We start from the raw sequence: 18,635 nt of genomic DNA, 5'->3' as shown, positions 1-18,635 counted from the left end.
GACCGACATGATGCCTGACCCACTGGCACGCTCCCTGGTGCTGGTGACCGACTATCGGGTGCCGGATCCGGCCAAGGTCTGGCCGCTGATGCAGCGCCACCGCGACAGCCTTGCCCACCTGGGCGCCCATCACGTCCTCGTCTACACCTCGTCGGTGGATCCAGGCCGGGTACTGGCGGTGATGGCGATCCATGCCGCGCAGCCGGTGGTCGACCTGCTGCGCGATGAGGCCTTCATGGCCTGGTTCGACGCCGTCGGCGTCAGCGATATCCCGGCGGTGTTCGCCGGATCATTGGTGGAACGCATCGATCTCGCCGAACCCGCGAGCCTCGCCGAACCGCTCGGTTCATTCGGCGGTCCCGGCTTCGTCTCGCCTCCGCCGGCCCGGGGGCCGACTCCGGCGAGCCTCGCCGAACCGCCGGGTGTCGTAGTCGCCGCCGTGGCCGAAGTCGGCGACACCCAGGCATTGATCTCCCACGTACATGACACCGAGCAGCACTTCACCGCGGCCGGGATCCGGAAGATCCTGATATTCCAGGCCTTCGACAATCCGCGCGAGATCTTCATGCTGCAAGAAGCAGACGACGAACTCGGCGCCGGGCAGTGGATCAACGAACCGGAGTTCGCCTCCGAGTGGATCACCCGAGCCGGCGTCGGGATCTATCCGCCGGTGTTCGTCGGTCGCCTGGCGCACCTGATGCGCGTCGGCGACGAATCGGAAACGGCCGGCGAGCCGGCGAGCTGAGCGCTTAGTCGCTGGCCGGCAGCGGCTTGGCTTCCTTGATGCTCAGCGGCACGGTACCGATGCTCAAGGTTCCGGCGCCGGCCTTGGTTACCAGCACCTCGGCGCCCGCCTCGTCGACGTAGCGCTTGCCCATCACCGCGCCGCCGGAGTAGTCCGGATCCAGTGCTGCACCGCCGGACGTCGCGTCATCCAGCGGCACCATCGGTGCACCACCGGCACGAAGGTCATCGAGGCTGTCGGCGGTCTTGACGACGATGACCTGGGTGTCGCAAACCTGACTCTTCAGGCGGGTACCGGACTTGATCATTGCGCCCCTTCGATATTGGCGTGCTGTGCTTCGATTTCAGAGACCAGCTCGCGCCGCAACACCTTGCCGGTCGGGGTGGTCGGCAACTCCGACCGGAAGACGATCCGGTCCGGGGTACGCGACCCTCGCAGCTGTTGTCGAACATACTCGCGCAGTGCGTCAGGGTCCGGCGACGCACCCGGTGCCGGCACCACGCACGCGACGATGATCTGTCCCCACTCCGGGTCGGGTGCGCCGACCACCGCGACGTCGCGGACCTCGGGATGTTCGACCAATACGTCCTCGATCTCGGCGGGGGCAATGTTCTCCCCACCCCGGATGATGGTGTCGTCGGACCGCCCGACGATGAACAGGTAGCCGTCCTCGTCGAGCACCGCGAGGTCGCGGGTGGGAAACCAGCCCTCGCCGTCGAGCACCGATCCGATGCCGGTGTATTTGCCCGAAACCTGTTCGCCGCGTACGTACAGCTCGCCGGGTTGTCCGGCTTGCAGCACCCGGCCCTCATCGTCGCGGATGACGGCTTCGATCCCGGGCACCGCGCGCCCGACCGACCCCAACCGCTTGCGGACGGCTTCCTCGCTGGACGCATAGGCGGTCCGGTGGTCTTCGGGGGTCAGCACCGCGACCGTCGAACTGGTCTCGGTCAGGCCATAGGCGTTGACGAAGCCGACCTCGGGCAGCAGATCCAGAGCCCGGCGCACCAGCGGCAGCGCTACTTTGGAGCCGCCGTAGGCGAGGTTGCGCAGGGTGGCCAGCGGGGCGGGGCGGGTCTCCAACTCGGAGACGATGCGCTCCAACATGGTTGGGACCACGGTCGCGGTGGTCACCGCCTCGGTGTTGACCAGCCGGATCCACTCCGCGGCGCTGAACCGGCGCAGATAGACCGCTTTGCGCCCGGCGTACAGGTTGCTCAGCGCCGCGCCGACGCCGGCGATGTGATACGGCGGAACGCAGATCAGCGCGGCATCGCCGGTATCGGCGGAGTCGAACTCCACCGTGCCGGTCACGTAGCTGGTCAGGTTGTTGTGCGTCAGCTCAACGGCTTTGGGCTTGGATGTGGTGCCCGAGGTGAACAGCACCACTGCCACATCGTCGGGATCGGGCCACTGCACCGCGGGCGTGGCGGTCTGAGCGCGGGCGCAGAAGGTGTCGGAATCCATGACTGCCACACCGATATCGCCGAGGATGTCGCGGTATTCCTTATCGACCACGACCAGCGGCTGTGGCAGTCGTTCGATCAGCTCCCGCAGCGCCTGGCCACTGAGCCGGTAGTTCAGCGGCGCGAACGGCCGTCCGGACCGCGCCGCGGAGAACAACAGCAGCGGCAGCATGTCGCCGCCCATCCCGACGTAGACCACGCTGGCAGCGCCGGTCTCCTCGATCACTCCCGCCCCGGCATCGGCGAGGGCGTTGAGCTCCGCGGTGGTGTAGCGGGTGGTCTCGGAGACGACCGCGACCCGATCCGGGTCGGCGGACACCGCCATCTCCAGCAGCAGCGAAATACTCACCGTTGCGCCCTCCGAACCGCCATGAGAACGACATTATCATTTTTCGGTAGTTTCGATATCGTACGGGCTGTGGCAACACCGCCGCTGGGTACGCTGACGTGCGACATGATCGCAACGATCGACCTCGACGCCGCTGTGCCCGACGCCGCGCCCGGCGCCGGGATCATCATCGCGGCAGGCGCTCGCTTCGACACTTCGCACAGCGACCACTGGCTGCAGCACGCCACCTTCACCCTCTCGGAGACCGAGACGACGGATCGGCGGGTGATCACCGTCGCCTCGGTGCCCGAGGCGCTCGCCGAGATCACGGACCGCTGCGCGCGCTGGCCGCAGGCGGCGGCGATCTGCGACGACGTGCTGCGCGCGGTGGACCCTGCGGCACCGGCCCGGTCCGGGGTGGTCACCGAATCGCTGGCTTACTCGGTGCTGCAAGCCGGCCCGGAGTTCGCCGGCTGGCTGGCGGCCCGCGGCCCGGCCGCCGTGTCGGAGGTCGCCGATCCCCTGCTGCTCGACCGCGACGGCGACACCCTGCGACTGCGCTTCAACCGGCCGCAGCGCCACAACGCCTTCGACAACGCGACCCGGGCGGTCCTGCTCGATGGACTGGCCGTGGCCGCCGCCGACCCCTCGATCGACGAAGTGGTGCTCAGTGGTGTTGGGCCGTCGTTCTGCAGCGGTGGCGACCTCGCCGAGTTCGGCGGGTTCACCGACGTGGCCAGCGCGCATCTGGCCCGCACCCGGCACAGCCCGGCGCTGGCGTTGGATGCGCTGACCGCTCGGCTGGGCGCGCGTTGTCGGGCCGAGATTCACGGCCAGGTGCTGGGCAGCGGCCTGGAGATGGCCGCCTTCTGCGGCGGGGTGCGCGCGGACCCCGCCACGACATTGGGGCTACCCGAGCTGAGTCTGGGTCTGATCCCAGGTGCGGGCGGCACCGTCAGCGTCACCCGCCGGATCGGGCGGTGGCGTACCGCCTATCTCATTCTGTCCGGCCGCACCCTTGACGCGAAGACCGCGCTGCGGTGGGGCCTTGTCGACGAGGTCACGTGACGGCCGCGGCTGGCTGGGGCGCGTCGGGGCTGGCCTGGCTGACCGGGCAGCCTGACGGACGCCCGGATTTCTCCCGGGCCGCGATACTGCCGCGCGCGACGCAGGTGCTGGGCCGCTTCACCGCCGCGACCGGTGTCCGGGCCGACGCCGCGGAGCTGTTGGCCGGCCGCGCCGGGCTGCTGGGCTGGACGCGCGCCGGGCGGGTATCGGCCGGGGGAGCCTCGCGGCTGCTGGCCGCCGCGGACGGGTGGTGGGCGCTGACGCTCGCTCGCGCCGACGACCTCGACGCCGTGCCTGCCCTGATCGAATCCGAGTGCCGCGAGCCATGGGTGGCGATCGCCGGGTGGTGTTCGACACGGCCGGTGGCCGAGGTCGTGCAGCGGGCGCGGCTGCTGGATCTGCCCGCCGCGGCGTTGGGCGAGACCGCCCCGGCCGCGCCGGTGGTGCGCCGAGTGGGGCCGGCGGGCGCGGTCCGCGGTCTGCACGGAGCGCTTGTCGTCGACCTGACGTCACTGTGGGCCGGGCCGCTGTGCGGGCGCCTGCTCGCCCAGGCCGGGGCGACGGTGATCAAGGTGGAAAGCCCGACGCGTCCGGACGGCACCCGCGGCGGGCCCAGCGCCTTCTTCGACTGGATGAACGGCGGAAAGCTCTCCTGCGCCCTGGATTTCGATCGTGGCGCCAAGGTGCTCGCCCAGCTGCTGGCTGTCGCCGATGTGGTGTTGGAGGGCTCGCGTCCGGCCGCACTGGCCCGCCGCGGCCTGGGCCCGCTCGACGTGGCCGGCCGGCCCGGGCGGGTATGGCTGCAGATCACCGCGCACGGTGCCGCCAGCGGCTACACCGGGTTCGGCGACGACGCCGCGGTCGCCGGCGGCCTGGTGGGTGATGGCCAGGTGTTCTGCGCCGACGCCATCGCCGACCCGTTGACCGGCATCGAAGCCGCTGCGGCGGTTTCCGATTCGTTGGCCCGCGGCGGGGGCGAGGTGATCACGCTGGCGCTGGCCGCCGTCGCCGCCGGCTATGCCGCGCTGCCGGAGTGTGTTCCCGCCGGTGAGGTACCGGTGCTGGCGCCGCCACGTCCTCCTATTGAGGGCGCCGGTCCGGCGCTGGGGGCCGACAACGCCCGAATCAGCGACCTGGTGGCGGCGCGGTGCTGATCCAGCGCGCGGTGCTGCTGGACGGCGCACGGGTCGACATCCGCCTTGGCGACACCATCGAGGAAATCGCACCGGCATTGACCGCGCACCGCGGCGAAGACGTCCTCGACGCGGGCGGCGCCACCGTGATTCCCGGGCTGCACGACCACCACGTGCACCTGCGATCGGCCGCCGCGGCGCTGGATTCGGTATGCCTGGGACCGCCGCAGGTGCGCATCCTCGACGAACTGGCCGCCGCATTGCGGGCCGCCACCCCCGATGCTGACGGTTGGGTGCGTGGCTACGGCTACCACGAATCGGTTGCCGGAGAGCTCAACGCCGCACTGCTGGATCGGTTCTCACCGCAGCTGCCGATGCGGGTGGCGCACCGCAGCGGCGCGCTGTGGGTGCTGAACTCCGCCGGTCTGGCCCGCACCGGGATGACCGAGCACCCCGACGGGCGGCTGCTGCGCGCCCACGGCGATCCCGCGCCCCGCCTCCCGCACCGCGAACCCTCGCTGGCCCGGCTGAGCCGGCAGCTGGCAGCATGCGGCGTCACCGGAATCACCGACGCCACCCCAGGCCACGGCGACGCCGACATCGCCGCGTTCGCCGCCGCCCACAATGCCGGCCAGCTCCTGCAGCGGCTGCACTGCCTGGCATCGGCTGGGGCCGCCGCTGTCTCCGGGATCACCGTCGGGCCGGCCAAAATCATCCTCGACGACGACCGCCTCGATCTGGATGCGCTGATAAAGGCGTTGTCCGACAACCACGCTCGCGACCACGGGGTGGCCCTGCACTGTGTCACCGACGCCCAGATCACCGTCGCGATCGCCGCCTGGCAGGCCGCCGGGCCGCACCCCGACGACCGCATCGAACACGCCGCGGTCGTGCCCGACGACCGGCTGGCCGATCTCGCCGCACTGGGGATCGTCGTCGTCACCCAGCCGAACTTCGTCGCCGAACGCGGCGACGACTACCTCGCCACCATCGAACCCGAGCGTCACCACGAACTGTGGCGGGTTGCCTCATTGCAGCGCAACGCAATTCCGGTGGCACTGTCCACCGACACGCCCTTCGGAGACGGTGACCCCTGGGCCGCGATGCGTGCCGCGGTGCACCGGACCACGCCCAGCGGCGCGGTGCTGGGGCCGGGGGAGCGGATCTCGCCCAGTGTCGCGCTGCGCGGGTTCACCGGCCGGGCCGATCGGCCCGCGGCACCGCGCCGAATCGCCGTCGGTGAGCCCGGCGACCTGTGCCTGCTGGCCGGTGATCCGGTCGCCCTCGACGCCGGGCTGGTGGCGGTGACGGTTGTCGCCGGTGCGGTGGTCCACGGTGGTCGGTAGCCTGGCTAGATAGTTTGCAGAATTTTCGGAGAGGCATCGATGACGCGCACGGATAGTGACAGCTGGGACTTGGCCACCAGTGTGGGGGCGACGGCGACCATGGTGGCGGCGCAGCGCGCGCTGGCCACCTCGGGACCGGACAAACTGATCAACGACCCGTGGGCGGCGCCGCTGGTGCGGGCGGTGGGCATCGACTTCTTCACCCGGATGGTCGACGGCGACATCCCCGTCGTCGAGGGCGGCGAGTTCGACCCGATCCGGATGGGCCACGGCATGGGCGTGCGGACCCGATTCTTCGACGAGCACTTCCTGTCGGCGACGCGCAGCGGCATCCGCCAGGCGGTGATCCTCGCTTCTGGCCTGGACTCCCGTGCCTACCGACTGGACTGGCCGGCGGGCACCGTGGTCTACGAAGTCGACCTGCCGGAGGTGATCGAGTTCAAGACCACCACGCTGCGTGACCTGGGCGCCGAGCCGACCGCCGAGCGCCGCACCGTGGCCATCGACCTGCGTGACGACTGGCCGACGGCCCTTAAGGCCGCCGGATTCGACCCGCAGGCTCCGACCGTGTGGAGCGCCGAGGGCCTGCTGATCTACCTGCAGCCCGATGCCCAGGACGCCCTGTTCGACACCATCAAGTCGCTGAGCGCACCGGGCAGCCGGGTGGCCTGCGAATTCATCAGCGACACCTCGGTGTTCGCCAGCCCGGCCTGGCGTGAGCACCGGGAGAAGATGTCGGCGCTGGGGTTCGACGTGGAGATCGGCGACCTGATCTACCACGGCGAACGCAACCACATCATCGAGTACCTGACCGGTGCCGGCTGGACGGTGACGGGCCGCCAGGTCCGCGAACTCTACGACGAGTGCGGCCTGGAGTACGGCGATGACGAACTGGCGGTGGCGTTCGACGACATGACCTACTTGAGCGCCGTTCTGCCTGGTCCCACGGTATGAAACGGATCACAGCGGGTGGGTCCGTCGATGTGGCGGATGGACGTTGGTGTGGTGCCCCCAGCAGGGCTCGAACCTGCGACCTGCGGATTAAAAGTCCGTAGCTCTACCAACTGAGCTATAGGGGCCGTGCTGGAACAGAATACTGCCTGCCCGATCGTGCTGGATGGGGGCCGGGTTTGAGGATTCGGGCCACTGTGCCCTAAGCTAGCCAAGCTCCCAACGTGAAACGTTGTGAGTGCCTCGGAGAGATTCGGTTCTGGCCCCCATCGTCTAGTGGCCTAGGACGCCGCCCTTTCACGGCGGTAGCACGGGTTCGAATCCCGTTGGGGGTACTCGCAAGCGGCGGAAACGCCGGGAGTGAAGCAGTACAAGCAAGGCCCTGTGGCGCAGTTGGTTAGCGCGCCGCCCTGTCACGGCGGAGGTCGCGGGTTCAAGTCCCGTCAGGGTCGCTTTTATTACGGCGAGGCACCTGGTGCCTTCCGGCCAGGTAGCTCAGTTGGTACGAGCGTCCGCCTGAAAAGCGGAAGGTCGCCGGTTCGATCCCGGCCCTGGCCACAATGAGAACCACCTGATGCCAGGTGGTTCTTTTGCTGTCTGGGGCTAACCGCGCGTCGTCAGGCCTCGCGCCTCACCCCATACCGGACTCTCAACAAACCAGTTGTCGTAGTCGGCCTGCGCCGCCTCCAGCTTGGAGCGGTCGACTCTGCCGTTGAAGATGTCGTCCAACAGCCGGAAGTAACCGAAGCGCTGCGCTCCTGGCGTGAGCACGGTGTAGAGGTGCGCCGCACTGCCCGGGCTGGCGGCGAACGCGTGATGCATCAGCGGCGGGACCACGGCGGTGTCGCCGGCCTTCAACGTCTCCACGTGATCGCCGGCGAGGAATTCGATCTGACCCGACACGACGAAGAACAGTTCGGAGGAGCGCGTGTGGAAGTGCGGGGCAGCACCGTCCGCGCCCACGGCCAGGGTGATGTCCAAGACGCTCGCCGCCCCGCCGGTCGCATTGGAGTCCATGACCAATCCGGTCGAGGCACCGGCCGCCGTGCGCAGCACCTCGCGCTCATCGCCTCGGACCATCGGGATCACGCCGGGAGTGAACTGCTCAAGTGCCACAACAAGGGCCTTCCGATTGGCGGACAGACTATTTCAGCAACCCTCCCGCCGACCATCACATTCCTGCCTGGCCGTCGCCCACACTGATTCGATGTTCGCAGGGCGCATCTTCTCGACCTGGTGACGCGGGGAGCCGAAAATCGGAACGTCGCCGGCCGATCCCGGCCCTGGCCACCATGGTCAATCGGCGCCGATGCGTTGTCGGCGCGCCACGGCAGTCAGCGTCCCGGTATCAGGTGGCTAGCAACCGTAGGCAGGGTCGCGTTGTTGTCTGGCGTGCCGCAGGACTGATCCCGCCGTCAAGCACGCGAGTTTGTCGCGGTCCACGGCAGCGATCGGCAGGCCTGCGGCGGAGCGCATCACCATCAAGGCGAGCGCGGTGTGGGTCGCGTAGGAGATGACCAGCAGGTTGGCGCGCGCGTGCACGCCGCTGACAGTCATTACGTGCTGGCGTTTGCCTTCCCATCCCGGCCAGTTCAGGTCAGGGGGGCGTTGGAGCGCGGACCAGTTCACGTTGATGGCGGTGATGTCTCCGAGCAGGGGAGTCAGGATAGCCACCAGGTTCGGCAATTCGTTGGTGATGCGATCCGCATGTGGCCACCAAGCACCGTCTATGTCGTGGCCGAGTTCGCGAGCCAGCGTGAGCCGGATAGGACGGGCATGGCGTGCGCCTCCGAGCGGGTAGATCATCGCAACTGCTCTTGCTGCCTCTGGGATCTTTCGATGACCAGGGCGGTAGGCGTATTGCGGTCGAACGCTGATCTCGGTATGGCTAAGTGTCGCACCAGATCTCACAATCCACGGGCGGTTCCGTCACAGTCGGATTCGTCTGGCCCGCGGGTGCAGGTAGGCGGAGGAATCACAATTGCCCGAGGAGGCCGCCCGGGCCGCGTCTGGGTGGACCGCCGCCGACAATCAATCGGCTCACATTCGACCGTACGCTGCCGGCATGGTTTGCGGGACCGTTCAGGTCAAGCCCGGTGTGCGAGCTGGAATGACGGTTGTCGATCAGGCCCGCCCCTAGACTGAGTCGCTGTGCACCGTGCCTTGACTCGACGAGCGCCGGCAATCGTCATCGCCGCCGTGATCGCCTCCGCAGGTCTGCCGCCCGCCGCCGCGGCCAGTGACAAGATCCAGCTCGGCGGCGGTGCCGGGATCGTGCTCCACGACGACACACTGTGCACGCTGACCGCGATGGGCCACGACAGCAGCGGCCGGCTGATCGGTTTTACCGCCGCGAACTGCGGTGGGCCGGGTTCGTCGGTGGTCGTCGAGGGCGCCGAAGATCACGGTGGTGTGGGCACGGTGGTGGCCGCCGACCAGGGACTGGGTTACGCGGTGATCGAGTTCGACCCGGTCAAGGTCAAACCGATCGGCGACTACGAAGGCTTTGGGATCTTCGGCCTGGGCCCGAAAGAGCCGACGCCTCCGGCCCCGGAACCCGTCGCCGCGGAACCTGCCGCCCCGGAGTCACCCGCCCCAGAATCTGCTAATGCAGAACCGGCCGCCCAAGAGCCCGCCGCCCCGGAACCCCCCGCCCCGGAACCCGCCGCCCCCAAGCAGGCCTGCAAGCTCGGCCGGGGCACCGGCCTCAATTGCTACGACATAGGGCCAGCCGGTGTGGACACTGCCGGTGAAGAGTGGTGGAAGCCCGGTGATGACGGGGCCCCGATCACCATCGACAACCTGCTCGTCGGCATGGTTCGCGATGGAAGCTTCCCGACCGCACCGCTGGATCAGTCGGGGCCGGGGATCGTGATGTTCAAGGCGATCCTCGATGACCTCAACGCCAAGGGTGGGCCGGGCGCCGGGTTCGGCCTCGGCTAAGCCTCAGGGCCGCAACGTCTCCGGGCAGATCTCAGCCTGCGCCGCCTGAATCTGGACGTCGGCCGCTTCGGGGCTGTAATAGAAGGTGTTGGTCAGCTGGCGCACCAGGTCGCCCGGCGAGATGCCGGAGCGGTAAGTCCCGGTGTGGCCATACATCCGCAACTCGGCGCAGACGTAGTGCCCCGAGGTCACCTTGACCTGGTCGGCGACCGGGATCGCCACCGGGGCGGCGTTGACCCGGGCCAGATAGCTCGCGTCATCGGCGTGGGCGGCCGGCGCGGCGGTCAGTGCCGCGGCGGCCAGCAGGGGTGCGGCAATCCGGACGGTCACATGCATGACCTCCATGGTGCCACCGCCACCCGGCGAGGGGGCGACTCTCGGTGGGCCCAAATCCCCCCGCATCACCGCCCGCCTGGTTAGGGTGCCTGCCATGGCAGTCAAGGATTCCCGCGAAGTGGTTATCGAAGCGAGCGCGGAGGAGATCTTCGACGTCCTCGCCGACGTCGAGTCTGTTCCGTCCTGGTCGCCGCAGTACCAGAGTGCTGAGGTGCTCGACACCTACGACGACGGCCGGCCACGCCGGGTGCGGATGAAGATCAAGGCTGCGGGCCTCACCGATGAGCAGGTCGTCGAATACAGCTGGACGGACGACAGCGTCGGCTGGACCCTGGTGTCGGCCGGTCAGCTCAAGGCGCAGGACGCCAAGTACACGCTGACCCCGCAGGGCGACAAGACCAAGGTGCGGTTCGACATGAACGTCGACCCGTCGATCCCGATCCCAGGGTTCCTGCTCAAGAGCACCCTCAAGGGCGGCATGAAGACCGCCACGGACGGGCTGCGCGACCAGGTGCTCAAGATCAAGAAGGGCCGCTGACTTTTCCTCTGCGATGAAATCCTGCCGCCGGGAGGGCTCGGCGTTAGGCTCGATCTAGTGGCTGTTCGAGCATCGCGGGAAATTGTGATTGACGCGCCGCCGGAGAAAATCCTCGACGCGCTCGCTGATGTGTCCGAGTTGGCGTCGTGGTCGCCGGTGCACAAGCGGATCGAAGTCCTCGACAAGTACGAAGATGGCCGTCCCCATCACGTGCTGGCCACCATCAAGATTCTGGGCTTGGTGGACAAGGAGATCCTGGAATACCACTGGGGCCCGGACTGGATGGTCTGGGATGCCAAGGCGACGGCCCAGCAGCGCGCCCAGCACGTCGAATACACCTTGACTCGCGAAGGTCCCGACAGCACGCGGGTGCGCTTCGACATCACCGTCGAACCGTCCGGGCCGATCCCCGAGTTCATCGTGCGGCGCGCCAGCAAGCTGGTGCTGAGCATCGCCACCGAACGGCTGCGTCAGCAGATCATGGGCGAAGACGCCACTACCGAGTCGTAGCGGGCCCGTCGCGCAGCGTCTCCAGTCGCCGGATCGCCTCGTCGATGGTGTCCTCGCGTTTGACGAAGGTGAACCGCACCAAGTGATTCCAGACATCGGGAGCGGTCGCCTCCGAACCGGGCACGCAGAACGCCGACAGCGGGATCGCGGCCACCCCGGCCCGGTGGGGCAGCTCGGCGCAGAACGCCGTGCTGTCGTCATAGCCCAGCGGGCGCGGATCGGCGCACAGGAAATAGGTGCCGAAGCTGTCGTGCACCTCGAATCCGATGCCCCGCAGGCCCTCGGTCAACCGGTCGCGGCGCGCCTGCATGGTCGCGCACAGTGCCGCCACCCAGGCGTCCTCGGTGTTCAGCGCCAGCGCCACCGCCGGCTGAAACGGCGCCCCGCCGACATAACTCAGGTACTGCTTGGCGGCTCGCACGCCGGCCAGCAGCTCCGCCGGTCCGCACGCCCACCCGATCTTCCAGCCGGTGCAGTTGAACATCTTCGCCGCGCTGGAGATGGTGATGGTGCGCTCCGCCATCCCCTCGAAGGCGGCCAGCGGGCGATGGGTCCGTCCGGCGAAGACCAGGTGCTCGTAGACCTCGTCGGAGATCACCAGTAGATCGGCCTCCACCGCGATCCGGGCGATCTCGGCCAACTCGGACTCGGTGAACACCATGCCGGTCGGATTGTGCGGTGAGTTCACGATCAGCGCCCGGGTCGCCGGGGTGATGGCCCGCCGCAACGCGTCGGCGTCCAAGGCGAACCCGCGCCCGTCGGGAACCAGGGACACGCTGACTCGTCGCGCCCCGGACATGGCGACCACCGGGGAGTAGGAGTCGTAGAACGGCTCGAGCAGCACCACGTCCGAACCCGGCTCCACCAGGCCGAGCACCGCGGCGGCGATGGCCTCGGTAGCCCCGACCGTCACCAGGACTTCGGTGTCGGGGTCGTAGTCGATCCCGTACTTGCGCGCGCGCTGCCCGGCGATGGCTTCGCGCAGGGCGGGGATGCCGGGCCCGGGCGGGTATTGGTTGACGCCGTCGGTGATCGCGGCCCGGGCGGCCTCGAGCATGGCCGGCGGTCCGTCCTCGTCGGGGAAGCCCTGACCGAGGTTGACCGCGCCGATCCGTGCGGCCAGTGCCGACATCTCGGCGAAGATCGTGGTGGCATAGGGCTGCAGCCGTGAGACCATCCGCGCCGTCATGGGATCCGAGCCTAAAGGGCGTCGTCGCAGGGTCGAGCGTGAAGCTGGCTTCACGTTCAGGCCGCCGGCGTGAAGCCAACTTCACGCTCGGTTGGGGAGCGGGCCAGACGGACCAACCATCCGGTTGATAGGCCACCCTGTTAGGGTGGGAATTCGGGGACTACGCTCCGACCAAGACGCAGTCGATCCGCATCGAATACCAAATACTGAAGAGGAATCGCCCATGTCCGAAGAAGCCTTCATCTACGAGGCCATTCGCACCCCGCGCGGCAAGCAGCGCGGCGGCGCGCTGAACGAGGTCAAGCCGATCAGCTTGGTCGTCGGCCTCATCGAGGAACTGCGCACCCGCCACCCCGACCTGGACGAGAGCCTGATCAGCGACGTCGTTTTGGGCTGCGTCTCGCCCGTGGGTGACCAGGGCGGCGACATCGCCCGCACCGCGGTGCTGGCCGCGGGCCTGCCCGACACCGTCGGTGGCGTGCAGCTCAACCGGTTCTGCGCCTCCGGGCTCGAGGCCGTCAACGTCGCCGCGCAGAAGGTGCGCTCCGGCTGGGACGACCTGGTGCTTGCCGGCGGTGTGGAGTCGATGAGCCGGGTGCCGATGGGCTCCGACGGCGGCGCGATGTTCTCCGACGTGCCCTTCACCTACGACAACTACATCGCCCCGCAGGGCATCGGTGCCGACCTGATCGCCACCATCGAGGGCTTCTCCCGCGAGGACGTGGACAACTACGCGCTGCAGAGCCAGCAGCGTGCGGCCGCGGCCTGGTCGGGCGGCTACTTCTCCAAGTCGGTCATCCCGGTGCGCGACCAGAACGGTCTGCTGATCCTGGACCACGACGAGCACATGCGCCCCGAGACCACCCTCGAGGGCCTGGGCAAGCTGCGCACCGCGTTCGACGGTATCGGCTCGATGGGCGGCTTCGACGACGTGGCGCTGCAGAAGTACCACTGGGTCGAGGGCATCAACCACGTCCACACCGGCGGTAACAGCTCCGGCATCGTCGACGGTGCCGCGCTGCTGCTGATCGGCAGCGAGAAGGCGGGCGCGTCGCAGGGCCTGACCCCGCGGGCCCGGGTCGTGGCCACCGCCACCACCGGCGCCGACGCGACCATCATGCTCACCGGCCCCACCCCGGCCACCGTCAAGGCACTCGACCGGGCCGGCCTGACCGTCGATGACATCGACCTGTTCGAGCTCAACGAGGCGTTCGCCTCGGTGGTGCTGAAGTTCCAGAAGGACTTGGGCATCCCCAACGAGAAGCTCAACGTCAACGGTGGCGCCATCGCGATGGGTCACCCGCTGGGCGCCACCGGCGCCATGATCACCGGAACCATGGTCGACGAGCTTGAGCGTCGCGGTGCCAAGCGTGCCCTGATCACGCTGTGCATCGGCGGCGGCATGGGCGTGGCCACCATCATCGAGCGCGTCTGAGAGGGCTTGTAAAAAATGGCAGAGAACACCATCAAGTGGGACAAGGATGCCGACGGCATCGTCACGCTGACCCTGGATGACCCGACCGGGTCGGCCAACGTCATGAACGACCACTACCGCGAGTCCATGCACAACGCGGTCCAGCGCCTTATTACGGAGAAGGATTCGGTCACCGGTGTGGTCGTCACCAGCGCGAAGAAGACCTTCTTCGCCGGCGGTGACCTCAAGGCGATGATCCACGTCGGCCCGGCCGACGCCCAGGCCGTCTTCGACCAGTGCGAAGGCATCAAGGCCGACCTGCGCGCCCTGGAGACCCTGGGCAAGCCGGTCGTGGCCGCCATCAACGGCGCCGCCCTCGGCGGTGGCCTGGAGATCGCGCTGGCGTGTCACCACCGCATCGCGGCCGACGCCAAGGGCAGCCAGCTCGGCCTGCCCGAGGTCACCCTGGGCCTGCTGCCCGGCGGCGGCGGCGTCGCCCGCACCGTGCGGATGCTGGGCATCCAGAACGCTTTCATGAACGTGCTGGCGCAGGGCACCCGCTTCAAGCCGGCCAAGGCCAAGGAGATCGGCCTGGTCGACGAGGTGCTGCCCACCGTCGAGGAACTGGTGCCCGCCGCCAAGGCGTGGATCAAGGCCAACCCCGACGCCGGTGTGCAGCCGTGGGACGCCAAGGGCTACAAGATGCCCGGCGGCACCCCGGCCACCCCGGCCCTGGCGGCCGTCCTGCCGTCGTTCCCGGCCCTGCTGCGCAAGCAGGTCAAGGGGGCCAACATGCCCGCGCCGCGGGCGATCTTGGCCGCCGCGATCGAGGGCGCGCAGGTGGACTTCGACACCGCCAGCCGCATCGAGACCCGCTACTTCATCTCGCTGGTCACCGGCAACGTCGCCAAGAACATGATCCAGGCGTTCTTCTTCGACCTGCAGCACATCAACGGCGGCGGCAGCCGGCCCGAGGGCATCGCGCAGACCCCGATCCGCAAGATCGGTGTGCTCGGTGCCGGGATGATGGGCGCCGGCATCGCCTACGTGTCGGCCAAGGCGGGCTACGACGTGGTGCTCAAGGACGTCTCCCTCGAGGCGGCCCAGCGCGGCAAGGGCTACTCGGAGAAGCTGGAAGCCAAGGCGCTCGAGCGGGGTCGCACCACCGCTGAGAAGTCGCAGGCGCTGCTGGACAAGATCACCCCGACCGCCGACCCGCAGGACCTGGCCGGCGTCGACTTCGTGATCGAGGCCGTGTTCGAGAGCCAGGACCTCAAGCACAAGGTCTTCCAGGAGATCGAGGACATCGTCGAGCCCAACGCGCTGCTGGGATCGAACACCTCCACGCTGCCGATCACCGGTCTGGCGACCGGCGTGAAGCGCCAGGAGGACTTCATCGGGATCCACTTCTTCTCGCCGGTCGACAAGATGCCGCTGGTGGAGATCATCAAGGGCGAGAAGACCTCCGACGAGGCGCTGGCCCGGGTGTTCGACTACGTGCTGGCGATCAAGAAGACCCCGATCGTGGTCAACGACAGCCGCGGCTTCTACACCTCCCGCGTGATCGGCACCTTCGTCAACGAGGCGCTGATGATGCTCGGTGAGGGCGTGGAGCCGGCCAGCATCGAGCAGGCCGGTCTGCAGGCCGGCTACCCGGCCGCTCCGCTGCAGCTCTGCGACGAGCTCAACCTGGAGCTGATGCAGAAGATCGCCATCGCCACCCGCGAGGGTGTCGAGGCGGCCGGTGGCACCCTCGCCAAGCAGCGCAACGAAGAGGTCGTCGACAAGATGATCGAGATCGGTCGTCCGTCGCGTCTGAAGGGTGCCGGCTTCTACGAGTACGTCGACGGCAAGCGCACCGGCCTGTGGTCGGGCCTGCGGGAGACGTTCAACTCGGGCAGCTCCACTCCGCCGCTGCAGGACATGATCGACCGGATGCTCTTCGCCGAGGTGCTCGAAACCCAGAAGTGCTTCGACGAGGGCGTGCTGACCTCGACCGCCGACGCCAATATCGGCGCGATCATGGGCATCGGGTTCCCGGCGTGGACCGGTGGCACCGCGCAGTTCATCACCGGCTACCCCGGCGGCAAGGCCGCCTTCGTGGCCCGGGCGAAGGAACTGGCCGCCACCTACGGCGACCGGTTCAACCCGCCGGCATCGCTGCTGTAATCAGGTGACAACGTGGAATCCCCCGGAACCCCGCGGTTTCGGGGGATTCTGCGTTTCCTGGACCGCCAGGTGAGCGTCGGGGCGCTGATCGAGGCGGCGCTGTGGCTCGGCCTGGTCTATGTGATCGCCGGTGTGGTGTGGCTGTTCCTGCACCCCGACGGTGTCGAACGGCTCCAAGCGCAGGCCGAGCGGCAGTACGGCATACCACCGTCGAGCATCTACGAAGTGGCGACGGTGACATCGGTGGCGCTGTGGCCGGTGATGCTGCTGCTGCCGGCCGACGTCTGCGTGCGCTGAGCCGCGAAACCGGGTTTAGATCGCCCCCAGGTCTGCCGAAATCCAGTGCTGGGGACGCAGATAGATGACCACCTGCTCGCCCAGTTCGGCCAGCGCGTACTCGAGGAACTTCTCGGCCCGTTCCGCCGGCAGGTAGCGGTGGGCCAGCTCGGCGTGGAGGTCGTCGTTGCCGGGCTCGATGCGGCTGACGGTGCCGTCGACGGCGACGTAGCGCAGCGTGGGCTCGGTGCGCTCCACCATCAGTGAGAAGCTTCCGGCTGCCTCGATGAGCTTGGCTTTGCGCGACCCGGCCCCGGTCAACACCCAGGGCTCGCCGCCGGGAGCGTACTGGTACCAGATCGGCACCGTCAGGGGGCCGCGCCCGGAGCCGGCGTTCACCGACAGCGCGGCGATGTGCGGCTCGGCCAGAAACTGCTCGCGTTCGTCCTTGGACAGGGCCATGTTTTTCAGGCTATCCGCGATCGGCGTGGGTTGCCTCAGATTGCCGGACCGAGCAGGTCGTCGGCGTCACGGATGATGTAGCCGTAGCCCTGCTCGGCCAGGAACCGCTGCCGGTGTGCCGCGTACTCGGCGTCCAGGCTGTCGCGGGCGACCACCGAGTAGAACACCGCGCCGCCGCCGTCGGCCTTGGGGCGCAGCAGCCGGCCCAGCCGCTGGGCCTCCTCCTGCCGTGACCCGAAGGTGCCCGAGACCTGCACGGCCACCGAGGCTTCCGGCAGGTCGATGGAGAAGTTGGCGACCTTGGACACCACCAGGGTGGAGATCTCACCGCGGCGGAAGGCGTCGAACAGCTTCTCGCGCTCGGCGGTACGTGTCGAGCCCTGGATCACCGGGGCGTCCAACTGCTCGCCCAGTTCCTCCAATTGGTCGAGATAGGCGCCGATCACCAGGGTCTGCTCGCCGGGATGCTGTTTGAGGATCGAGCGCACCACCGCGATCTTGGAGTGCACCGTCGAGCACAACTTGTAGCGCTCCTCGGGCTCGGCGACCGCGTAGGTCATCCGCTCGCTCTCGGTCATGGTGACCCGCACCTCGATGCACTCGGCCGGGGCGATCCAGCCCTGCGCCTCGATGTCCTTCCACGGTGCGTCGTAACGCTTGGGCCCGATCAGCGAGAACACGTCACCTTCGCGACCGTCCTCGCGGATCAGCGTCGCGGTCAGGCCCAGGCGGCGGCGGGACTGCAGATCGGCGGTCATCCGGAAGACCGGCGCGGGCAGCAGGTGCACCTCGTCGTAGATGATCAGCCCCCAGTCGCGGCTGTCGAACAACTCCAGGTGCCGATATTCGCCCTTGGTGCGCCGGGTGATCACCTGATAGGTGGCGATGGTGACCGGCCGGATCTCCTTGCGCTCACCGGAGTACTCGCCGATCTCCTCCTCGGTCAGCGACGTGCGCGCCACCAGTTCGCGTTTCCATTGCCGGCCCGCGACGGTGTTGGTGACCAGGATCAGCGTGGTGGCCTTCGCCTTGGCCATCGCCGCGGCACCGACCAGTGTCTTGCCGGCACCGCAGGGCAACACCACCACCCCCGAGCCACCCGACCAGAACGAGTCGGCGGCCATCTCCTGGTAGTCGCGCAGGTGCCAGCCGTCCTGGGCCAGGTCGATCGGATGGGCCTCGCCGTCGACGTAACCCGCCAGATCCTCTGCCGGCCAGCCGATCTTGAGCAGCATCTGTTTGACCCGGCCGCGCTCACTGGGATGCACCACGACGGTGTCGTCATCGAGGCGGGCACCGAGCATCGGCGCTATCTTTTTGTTGCGCAGCACCTCCTCGAGCACCGCGCGATCCAGGCTGACCAGGGTCAGGCCGTGCACCGGGCTCTTCACCAGCTGCAGACGCCCGTAGCGCGCCATGGTGTCGACGATGTCGACCAGCAGCGGCTGCGGCACCGCGTACCGGGAATGGCTGACCAAGGCATCGACTACCTGCTCGGCGTCGTGGCCGGCGGCGCGGGCGTTCCACAACGCCAGCGGGGTGATGCGGTAGGTGTGGATGTGCTCCGGGGCGCGCTCGAGCTCGGCGAACGGCGCGATGGCGGCGCGCGCCGAACCGGCCTGTTCGTGGTCGACCTCGAGCAGCACGGTTTTGTCGGATTGGACGATCAACGGCCCGTCGGCACCGCTCATGGCGCTGCTCCTCCTCATCGCTGGCGCTCTGCATCGTCGGCAGCGCGCATGGGCCCATTATCCGGACCGC

The 18,635-nt window shown here is 68.4% G+C and carries 19 protein-coding genes and 4 tRNA genes; 14 read left to right on the top strand and 9 right to left on the bottom strand.

What is annotated here, in order from left to right; translation table 11 throughout:
* The first annotated feature begins 7 nt into the window (after positions 1–7).
* Entirely contained in the window at positions 8–745 is a 738-nt protein-coding gene (locus ACJH5R_RS02280; RefSeq protein WP_406781212.1) for a fatty-acid--CoA ligase, read from the top strand.
* 4 nt (positions 746–749) lie between these two features.
* Here the strand turns inward: ACJH5R_RS02280 and ACJH5R_RS02275 are convergent, their stop codons facing one another.
* Together ACJH5R_RS02275 and ACJH5R_RS02270 are read right to left on the bottom strand one after the other, a co-directional pair.
* Positions 750–1,052: a hypothetical protein gene (locus ACJH5R_RS02275; protein ID WP_406781211.1), complete on the bottom strand. Its 303-nt coding sequence runs from the start codon at positions 1,050–1,052 to the stop codon at positions 750–752.
* Positions 1,049–2,560, bottom strand: coding sequence for a class I adenylate-forming enzyme family protein (locus tag ACJH5R_RS02270; protein ID WP_406781210.1), 1,512 nt, complete (start codon positions 2,558–2,560; stop codon positions 1,049–1,051). The genes ACJH5R_RS02275 and ACJH5R_RS02270 overlap by 4 nt, the downstream gene beginning before the upstream one ends.
* Before the next feature lie 105 nt (positions 2,561–2,665).
* Between ACJH5R_RS02270 and ACJH5R_RS02265 the strand changes: the two genes are divergently transcribed.
* From ACJH5R_RS02265 to ACJH5R_RS02250, 4 genes are read left to right on the top strand one after another with little or no spacing between them, the layout of a single operon-like run.
* Positions 2,666–3,607 carry an enoyl-CoA hydratase/isomerase family protein gene (locus ACJH5R_RS02265; RefSeq protein ID WP_406781359.1) on the top strand — a complete coding sequence of 314 codons (942 nt, stop codon included), beginning with the start codon at positions 2,666–2,668 and terminating at the stop codon, positions 3,605–3,607.
* Entirely contained in the window at positions 3,604–4,761 is a 1,158-nt protein-coding gene (locus ACJH5R_RS02260; protein ID WP_406781209.1) for a CoA transferase, read from the top strand. The genes ACJH5R_RS02265 and ACJH5R_RS02260 overlap by 4 nt, the downstream gene beginning before the upstream one ends.
* The gene (locus ACJH5R_RS02255; protein WP_406781208.1) at positions 4,755–6,086 is read left to right on the top strand and encodes an amidohydrolase family protein; all 1,332 of its coding nucleotides are present in this window, start codon (positions 4,755–4,757) and stop codon (positions 6,084–6,086) included. The genes ACJH5R_RS02260 and ACJH5R_RS02255 overlap by 7 nt, the downstream gene beginning before the upstream one ends.
* 39 nt (positions 6,087–6,125) lie before the next feature.
* Positions 6,126–7,040, top strand: a complete 915-nt coding sequence (locus ACJH5R_RS02250) for a class I SAM-dependent methyltransferase (protein ID WP_406781207.1) — start codon at positions 6,126–6,128, stop codon at positions 7,038–7,040.
* Between the two features lie 49 nt (positions 7,041–7,089).
* On the opposite strand, the gene ACJH5R_RS02245 is transcribed toward ACJH5R_RS02250, so the two are convergent.
* A tRNA-Lys gene (locus ACJH5R_RS02245) sits at positions 7,090–7,165 on the bottom strand.
* Positions 7,166–7,299: 134 nt separating this feature from the next.
* Here ACJH5R_RS02245 and ACJH5R_RS02240 point away from each other — a divergent pair.
* From ACJH5R_RS02240 to ACJH5R_RS02230, 3 genes are all read left to right on the top strand, one after another.
* Positions 7,300–7,372, top strand: a tRNA-Glu gene (locus ACJH5R_RS02240).
* A 43-nt stretch (positions 7,373–7,415) separates the two neighbouring features.
* A tRNA-Asp gene (locus ACJH5R_RS02235) sits at positions 7,416–7,489 on the top strand.
* Between the two features lie 32 nt (positions 7,490–7,521).
* A tRNA-Phe gene (locus ACJH5R_RS02230) sits at positions 7,522–7,595 on the top strand.
* 45 nt (positions 7,596–7,640) lie between these two features.
* Here the strand turns inward: ACJH5R_RS02230 and ACJH5R_RS02225 are convergent.
* Both ACJH5R_RS02225 and ACJH5R_RS02220 read right to left on the bottom strand, forming a co-directional pair.
* The gene (locus ACJH5R_RS02225) at positions 7,641–8,153 is read right to left on the bottom strand and encodes a cupin domain-containing protein (protein WP_406756206.1); all 513 of its coding nucleotides are present in this window, start codon (positions 8,151–8,153) and stop codon (positions 7,641–7,643) included.
* 240 nt (positions 8,154–8,393) lie between these two features.
* A complete protein-coding gene (locus ACJH5R_RS02220) occupies positions 8,394–8,843 on the bottom strand; it encodes a DUF5994 family protein (protein WP_406756205.1) in 450 nt (149 codons plus the stop codon).
* Between the two features lie 345 nt (positions 8,844–9,188).
* Between ACJH5R_RS02220 and ACJH5R_RS02215 the strand changes: the two genes are divergently transcribed.
* A complete protein-coding gene (locus ACJH5R_RS02215) occupies positions 9,189–9,980 on the top strand; it encodes a serine protease (protein ID WP_406781206.1) in 792 nt (263 codons plus the stop codon).
* A gap of 3 nt (positions 9,981–9,983) precedes the next feature.
* On the opposite strand, the gene ACJH5R_RS02210 is transcribed toward ACJH5R_RS02215, so the two are convergent.
* Positions 9,984–10,325, bottom strand: coding sequence for a DUF732 domain-containing protein (locus ACJH5R_RS02210; protein ID WP_406781205.1), 342 nt, complete (start codon positions 10,323–10,325; stop codon positions 9,984–9,986).
* 85 nt (positions 10,326–10,410) lie between these two features.
* Here ACJH5R_RS02210 and ACJH5R_RS02205 point away from each other — a divergent pair, with 85 nt between their 5' ends.
* Entirely contained in the window at positions 10,411–10,854 is a 444-nt protein-coding gene (locus ACJH5R_RS02205; protein WP_406781204.1) for an SRPBCC family protein, read from the top strand.
* Between the two features lie 57 nt (positions 10,855–10,911).
* On the top strand, positions 10,912–11,364 hold the full coding sequence (locus ACJH5R_RS02200) for an SRPBCC family protein (RefSeq protein WP_406756201.1): 453 nt from the start codon (positions 10,912–10,914) through the stop codon (positions 11,362–11,364).
* Here the strand turns inward: ACJH5R_RS02200 and ACJH5R_RS02195 are convergent.
* Complete coding sequence (locus tag ACJH5R_RS02195; protein ID WP_406756564.1) at positions 11,351–12,541, bottom strand: pyridoxal phosphate-dependent aminotransferase; 1,191 nt, start codon at positions 12,539–12,541, stop codon at positions 11,351–11,353. The genes ACJH5R_RS02200 and ACJH5R_RS02195 overlap by 14 nt on opposite strands.
* Before the next feature lie 235 nt (positions 12,542–12,776).
* On the opposite strand from ACJH5R_RS02195, the gene ACJH5R_RS02190 reads away from it, so the two are divergent.
* Genes ACJH5R_RS02190 through ACJH5R_RS02180 form a run of 3 tightly spaced genes read left to right on the top strand, consistent with a single transcriptional unit; the run spans position 12,777 to position 16,433 of the window.
* Positions 12,777–13,988, top strand: a complete 1,212-nt coding sequence (locus tag ACJH5R_RS02190; RefSeq protein ID WP_406781203.1) for an acetyl-CoA C-acetyltransferase — start codon at positions 12,777–12,779, stop codon at positions 13,986–13,988.
* Positions 13,989–14,003: 15 nt separating this feature from the next.
* Complete coding sequence (locus ACJH5R_RS02185) at positions 14,004–16,136, top strand: 3-hydroxyacyl-CoA dehydrogenase NAD-binding domain-containing protein (protein WP_406781202.1); 2,133 nt, start codon at positions 14,004–14,006, stop codon at positions 16,134–16,136.
* Between the two features lie 12 nt (positions 16,137–16,148).
* The gene (locus ACJH5R_RS02180) at positions 16,149–16,433 is read left to right on the top strand and encodes a hypothetical protein (protein ID WP_406781201.1); all 285 of its coding nucleotides are present in this window, start codon (positions 16,149–16,151) and stop codon (positions 16,431–16,433) included.
* Positions 16,434–16,448: 15 nt separating this feature from the next.
* Here the strand turns inward: ACJH5R_RS02180 and ACJH5R_RS02175 are convergent, their stop codons facing one another.
* Positions 16,449–16,874 carry a pyridoxamine 5'-phosphate oxidase family protein gene (locus tag ACJH5R_RS02175; RefSeq protein ID WP_406781200.1) on the bottom strand — a complete coding sequence of 142 codons (426 nt, stop codon included), beginning with the start codon at positions 16,872–16,874 and terminating at the stop codon, positions 16,449–16,451.
* 35 nt (positions 16,875–16,909) lie between these two features.
* Positions 16,910–18,565: a DNA repair helicase XPB gene (locus ACJH5R_RS02170; protein WP_406781199.1), complete on the bottom strand. Its 1,656-nt coding sequence runs from the start codon at positions 18,563–18,565 to the stop codon at positions 16,910–16,912.
* Between the last annotated feature and the right edge of the window lie 70 nt (positions 18,566–18,635).

The sequence above is a fragment of the Mycobacterium sp. SMC-19 genome, from assembly GCF_045310815.1.
Classification (GTDB): Bacteria; Actinomycetota; Actinomycetes; order Mycobacteriales; family Mycobacteriaceae; genus Mycobacterium.
The sequence above is the reverse complement of the archived record's forward strand: the minus strand, read 5'-3'. Positions and strand labels throughout refer to the sequence as shown.

What these genes read in the sequence shown, in the direction of transcription:
- ACJH5R_RS02185 (WP_406781202.1), top strand. Translation starts at nt 14,004, where the DNA reads ATGGCAGAGAACACCATCAAGTGGGACAAGGATGCCGACGGCATCGTC.
- ACJH5R_RS02205 (WP_406781204.1), top strand. Translation starts at nt 10,411, where the DNA reads ATGGCAGTCAAGGATTCCCGCGAAGTGGTTATCGAAGCGAGCGCGGAG.
- ACJH5R_RS02175 (WP_406781200.1), bottom strand. Translation starts at nt 16,874, where the DNA reads ATGGCCCTGTCCAAGGACGAACGCGAGCAGTTTCTGGCCGAGCCGCAC.
- ACJH5R_RS02220 (WP_406756205.1), bottom strand. Translation starts at nt 8,843, where the DNA reads ATGATCTACCCGCTCGGAGGCGCACGCCATGCCCGTCCTATCCGGCTC.
- ACJH5R_RS02195 (WP_406756564.1), bottom strand. Translation starts at nt 12,541, where the DNA reads ATGGTCTCACGGCTGCAGCCCTATGCCACCACGATCTTCGCCGAGATG.
- ACJH5R_RS02275 (WP_406781211.1), bottom strand. Translation starts at nt 1,052, where the DNA reads ATGATCAAGTCCGGTACCCGCCTGAAGAGTCAGGTTTGCGACACCCAG.
- ACJH5R_RS02250 (WP_406781207.1), top strand. Translation starts at nt 6,126, where the DNA reads ATGACGCGCACGGATAGTGACAGCTGGGACTTGGCCACCAGTGTGGGG.
- ACJH5R_RS02170 (WP_406781199.1), bottom strand. Translation starts at nt 18,565, where the DNA reads ATGAGCGGTGCCGACGGGCCGTTGATCGTCCAATCCGACAAAACCGTG.
- ACJH5R_RS02210 (WP_406781205.1), bottom strand. Translation starts at nt 10,325, where the DNA reads ATGGAGGTCATGCATGTGACCGTCCGGATTGCCGCACCCCTGCTGGCC.
- ACJH5R_RS02280 (WP_406781212.1), top strand. Translation starts at nt 8, where the DNA reads ATGATGCCTGACCCACTGGCACGCTCCCTGGTGCTGGTGACCGACTAT.
- ACJH5R_RS02190 (WP_406781203.1), top strand. Translation starts at nt 12,777, where the DNA reads ATGTCCGAAGAAGCCTTCATCTACGAGGCCATTCGCACCCCGCGCGGC.
- ACJH5R_RS02265 (WP_406781359.1), top strand. Translation starts at nt 2,666, where the DNA reads ATGATCGCAACGATCGACCTCGACGCCGCTGTGCCCGACGCCGCGCCC.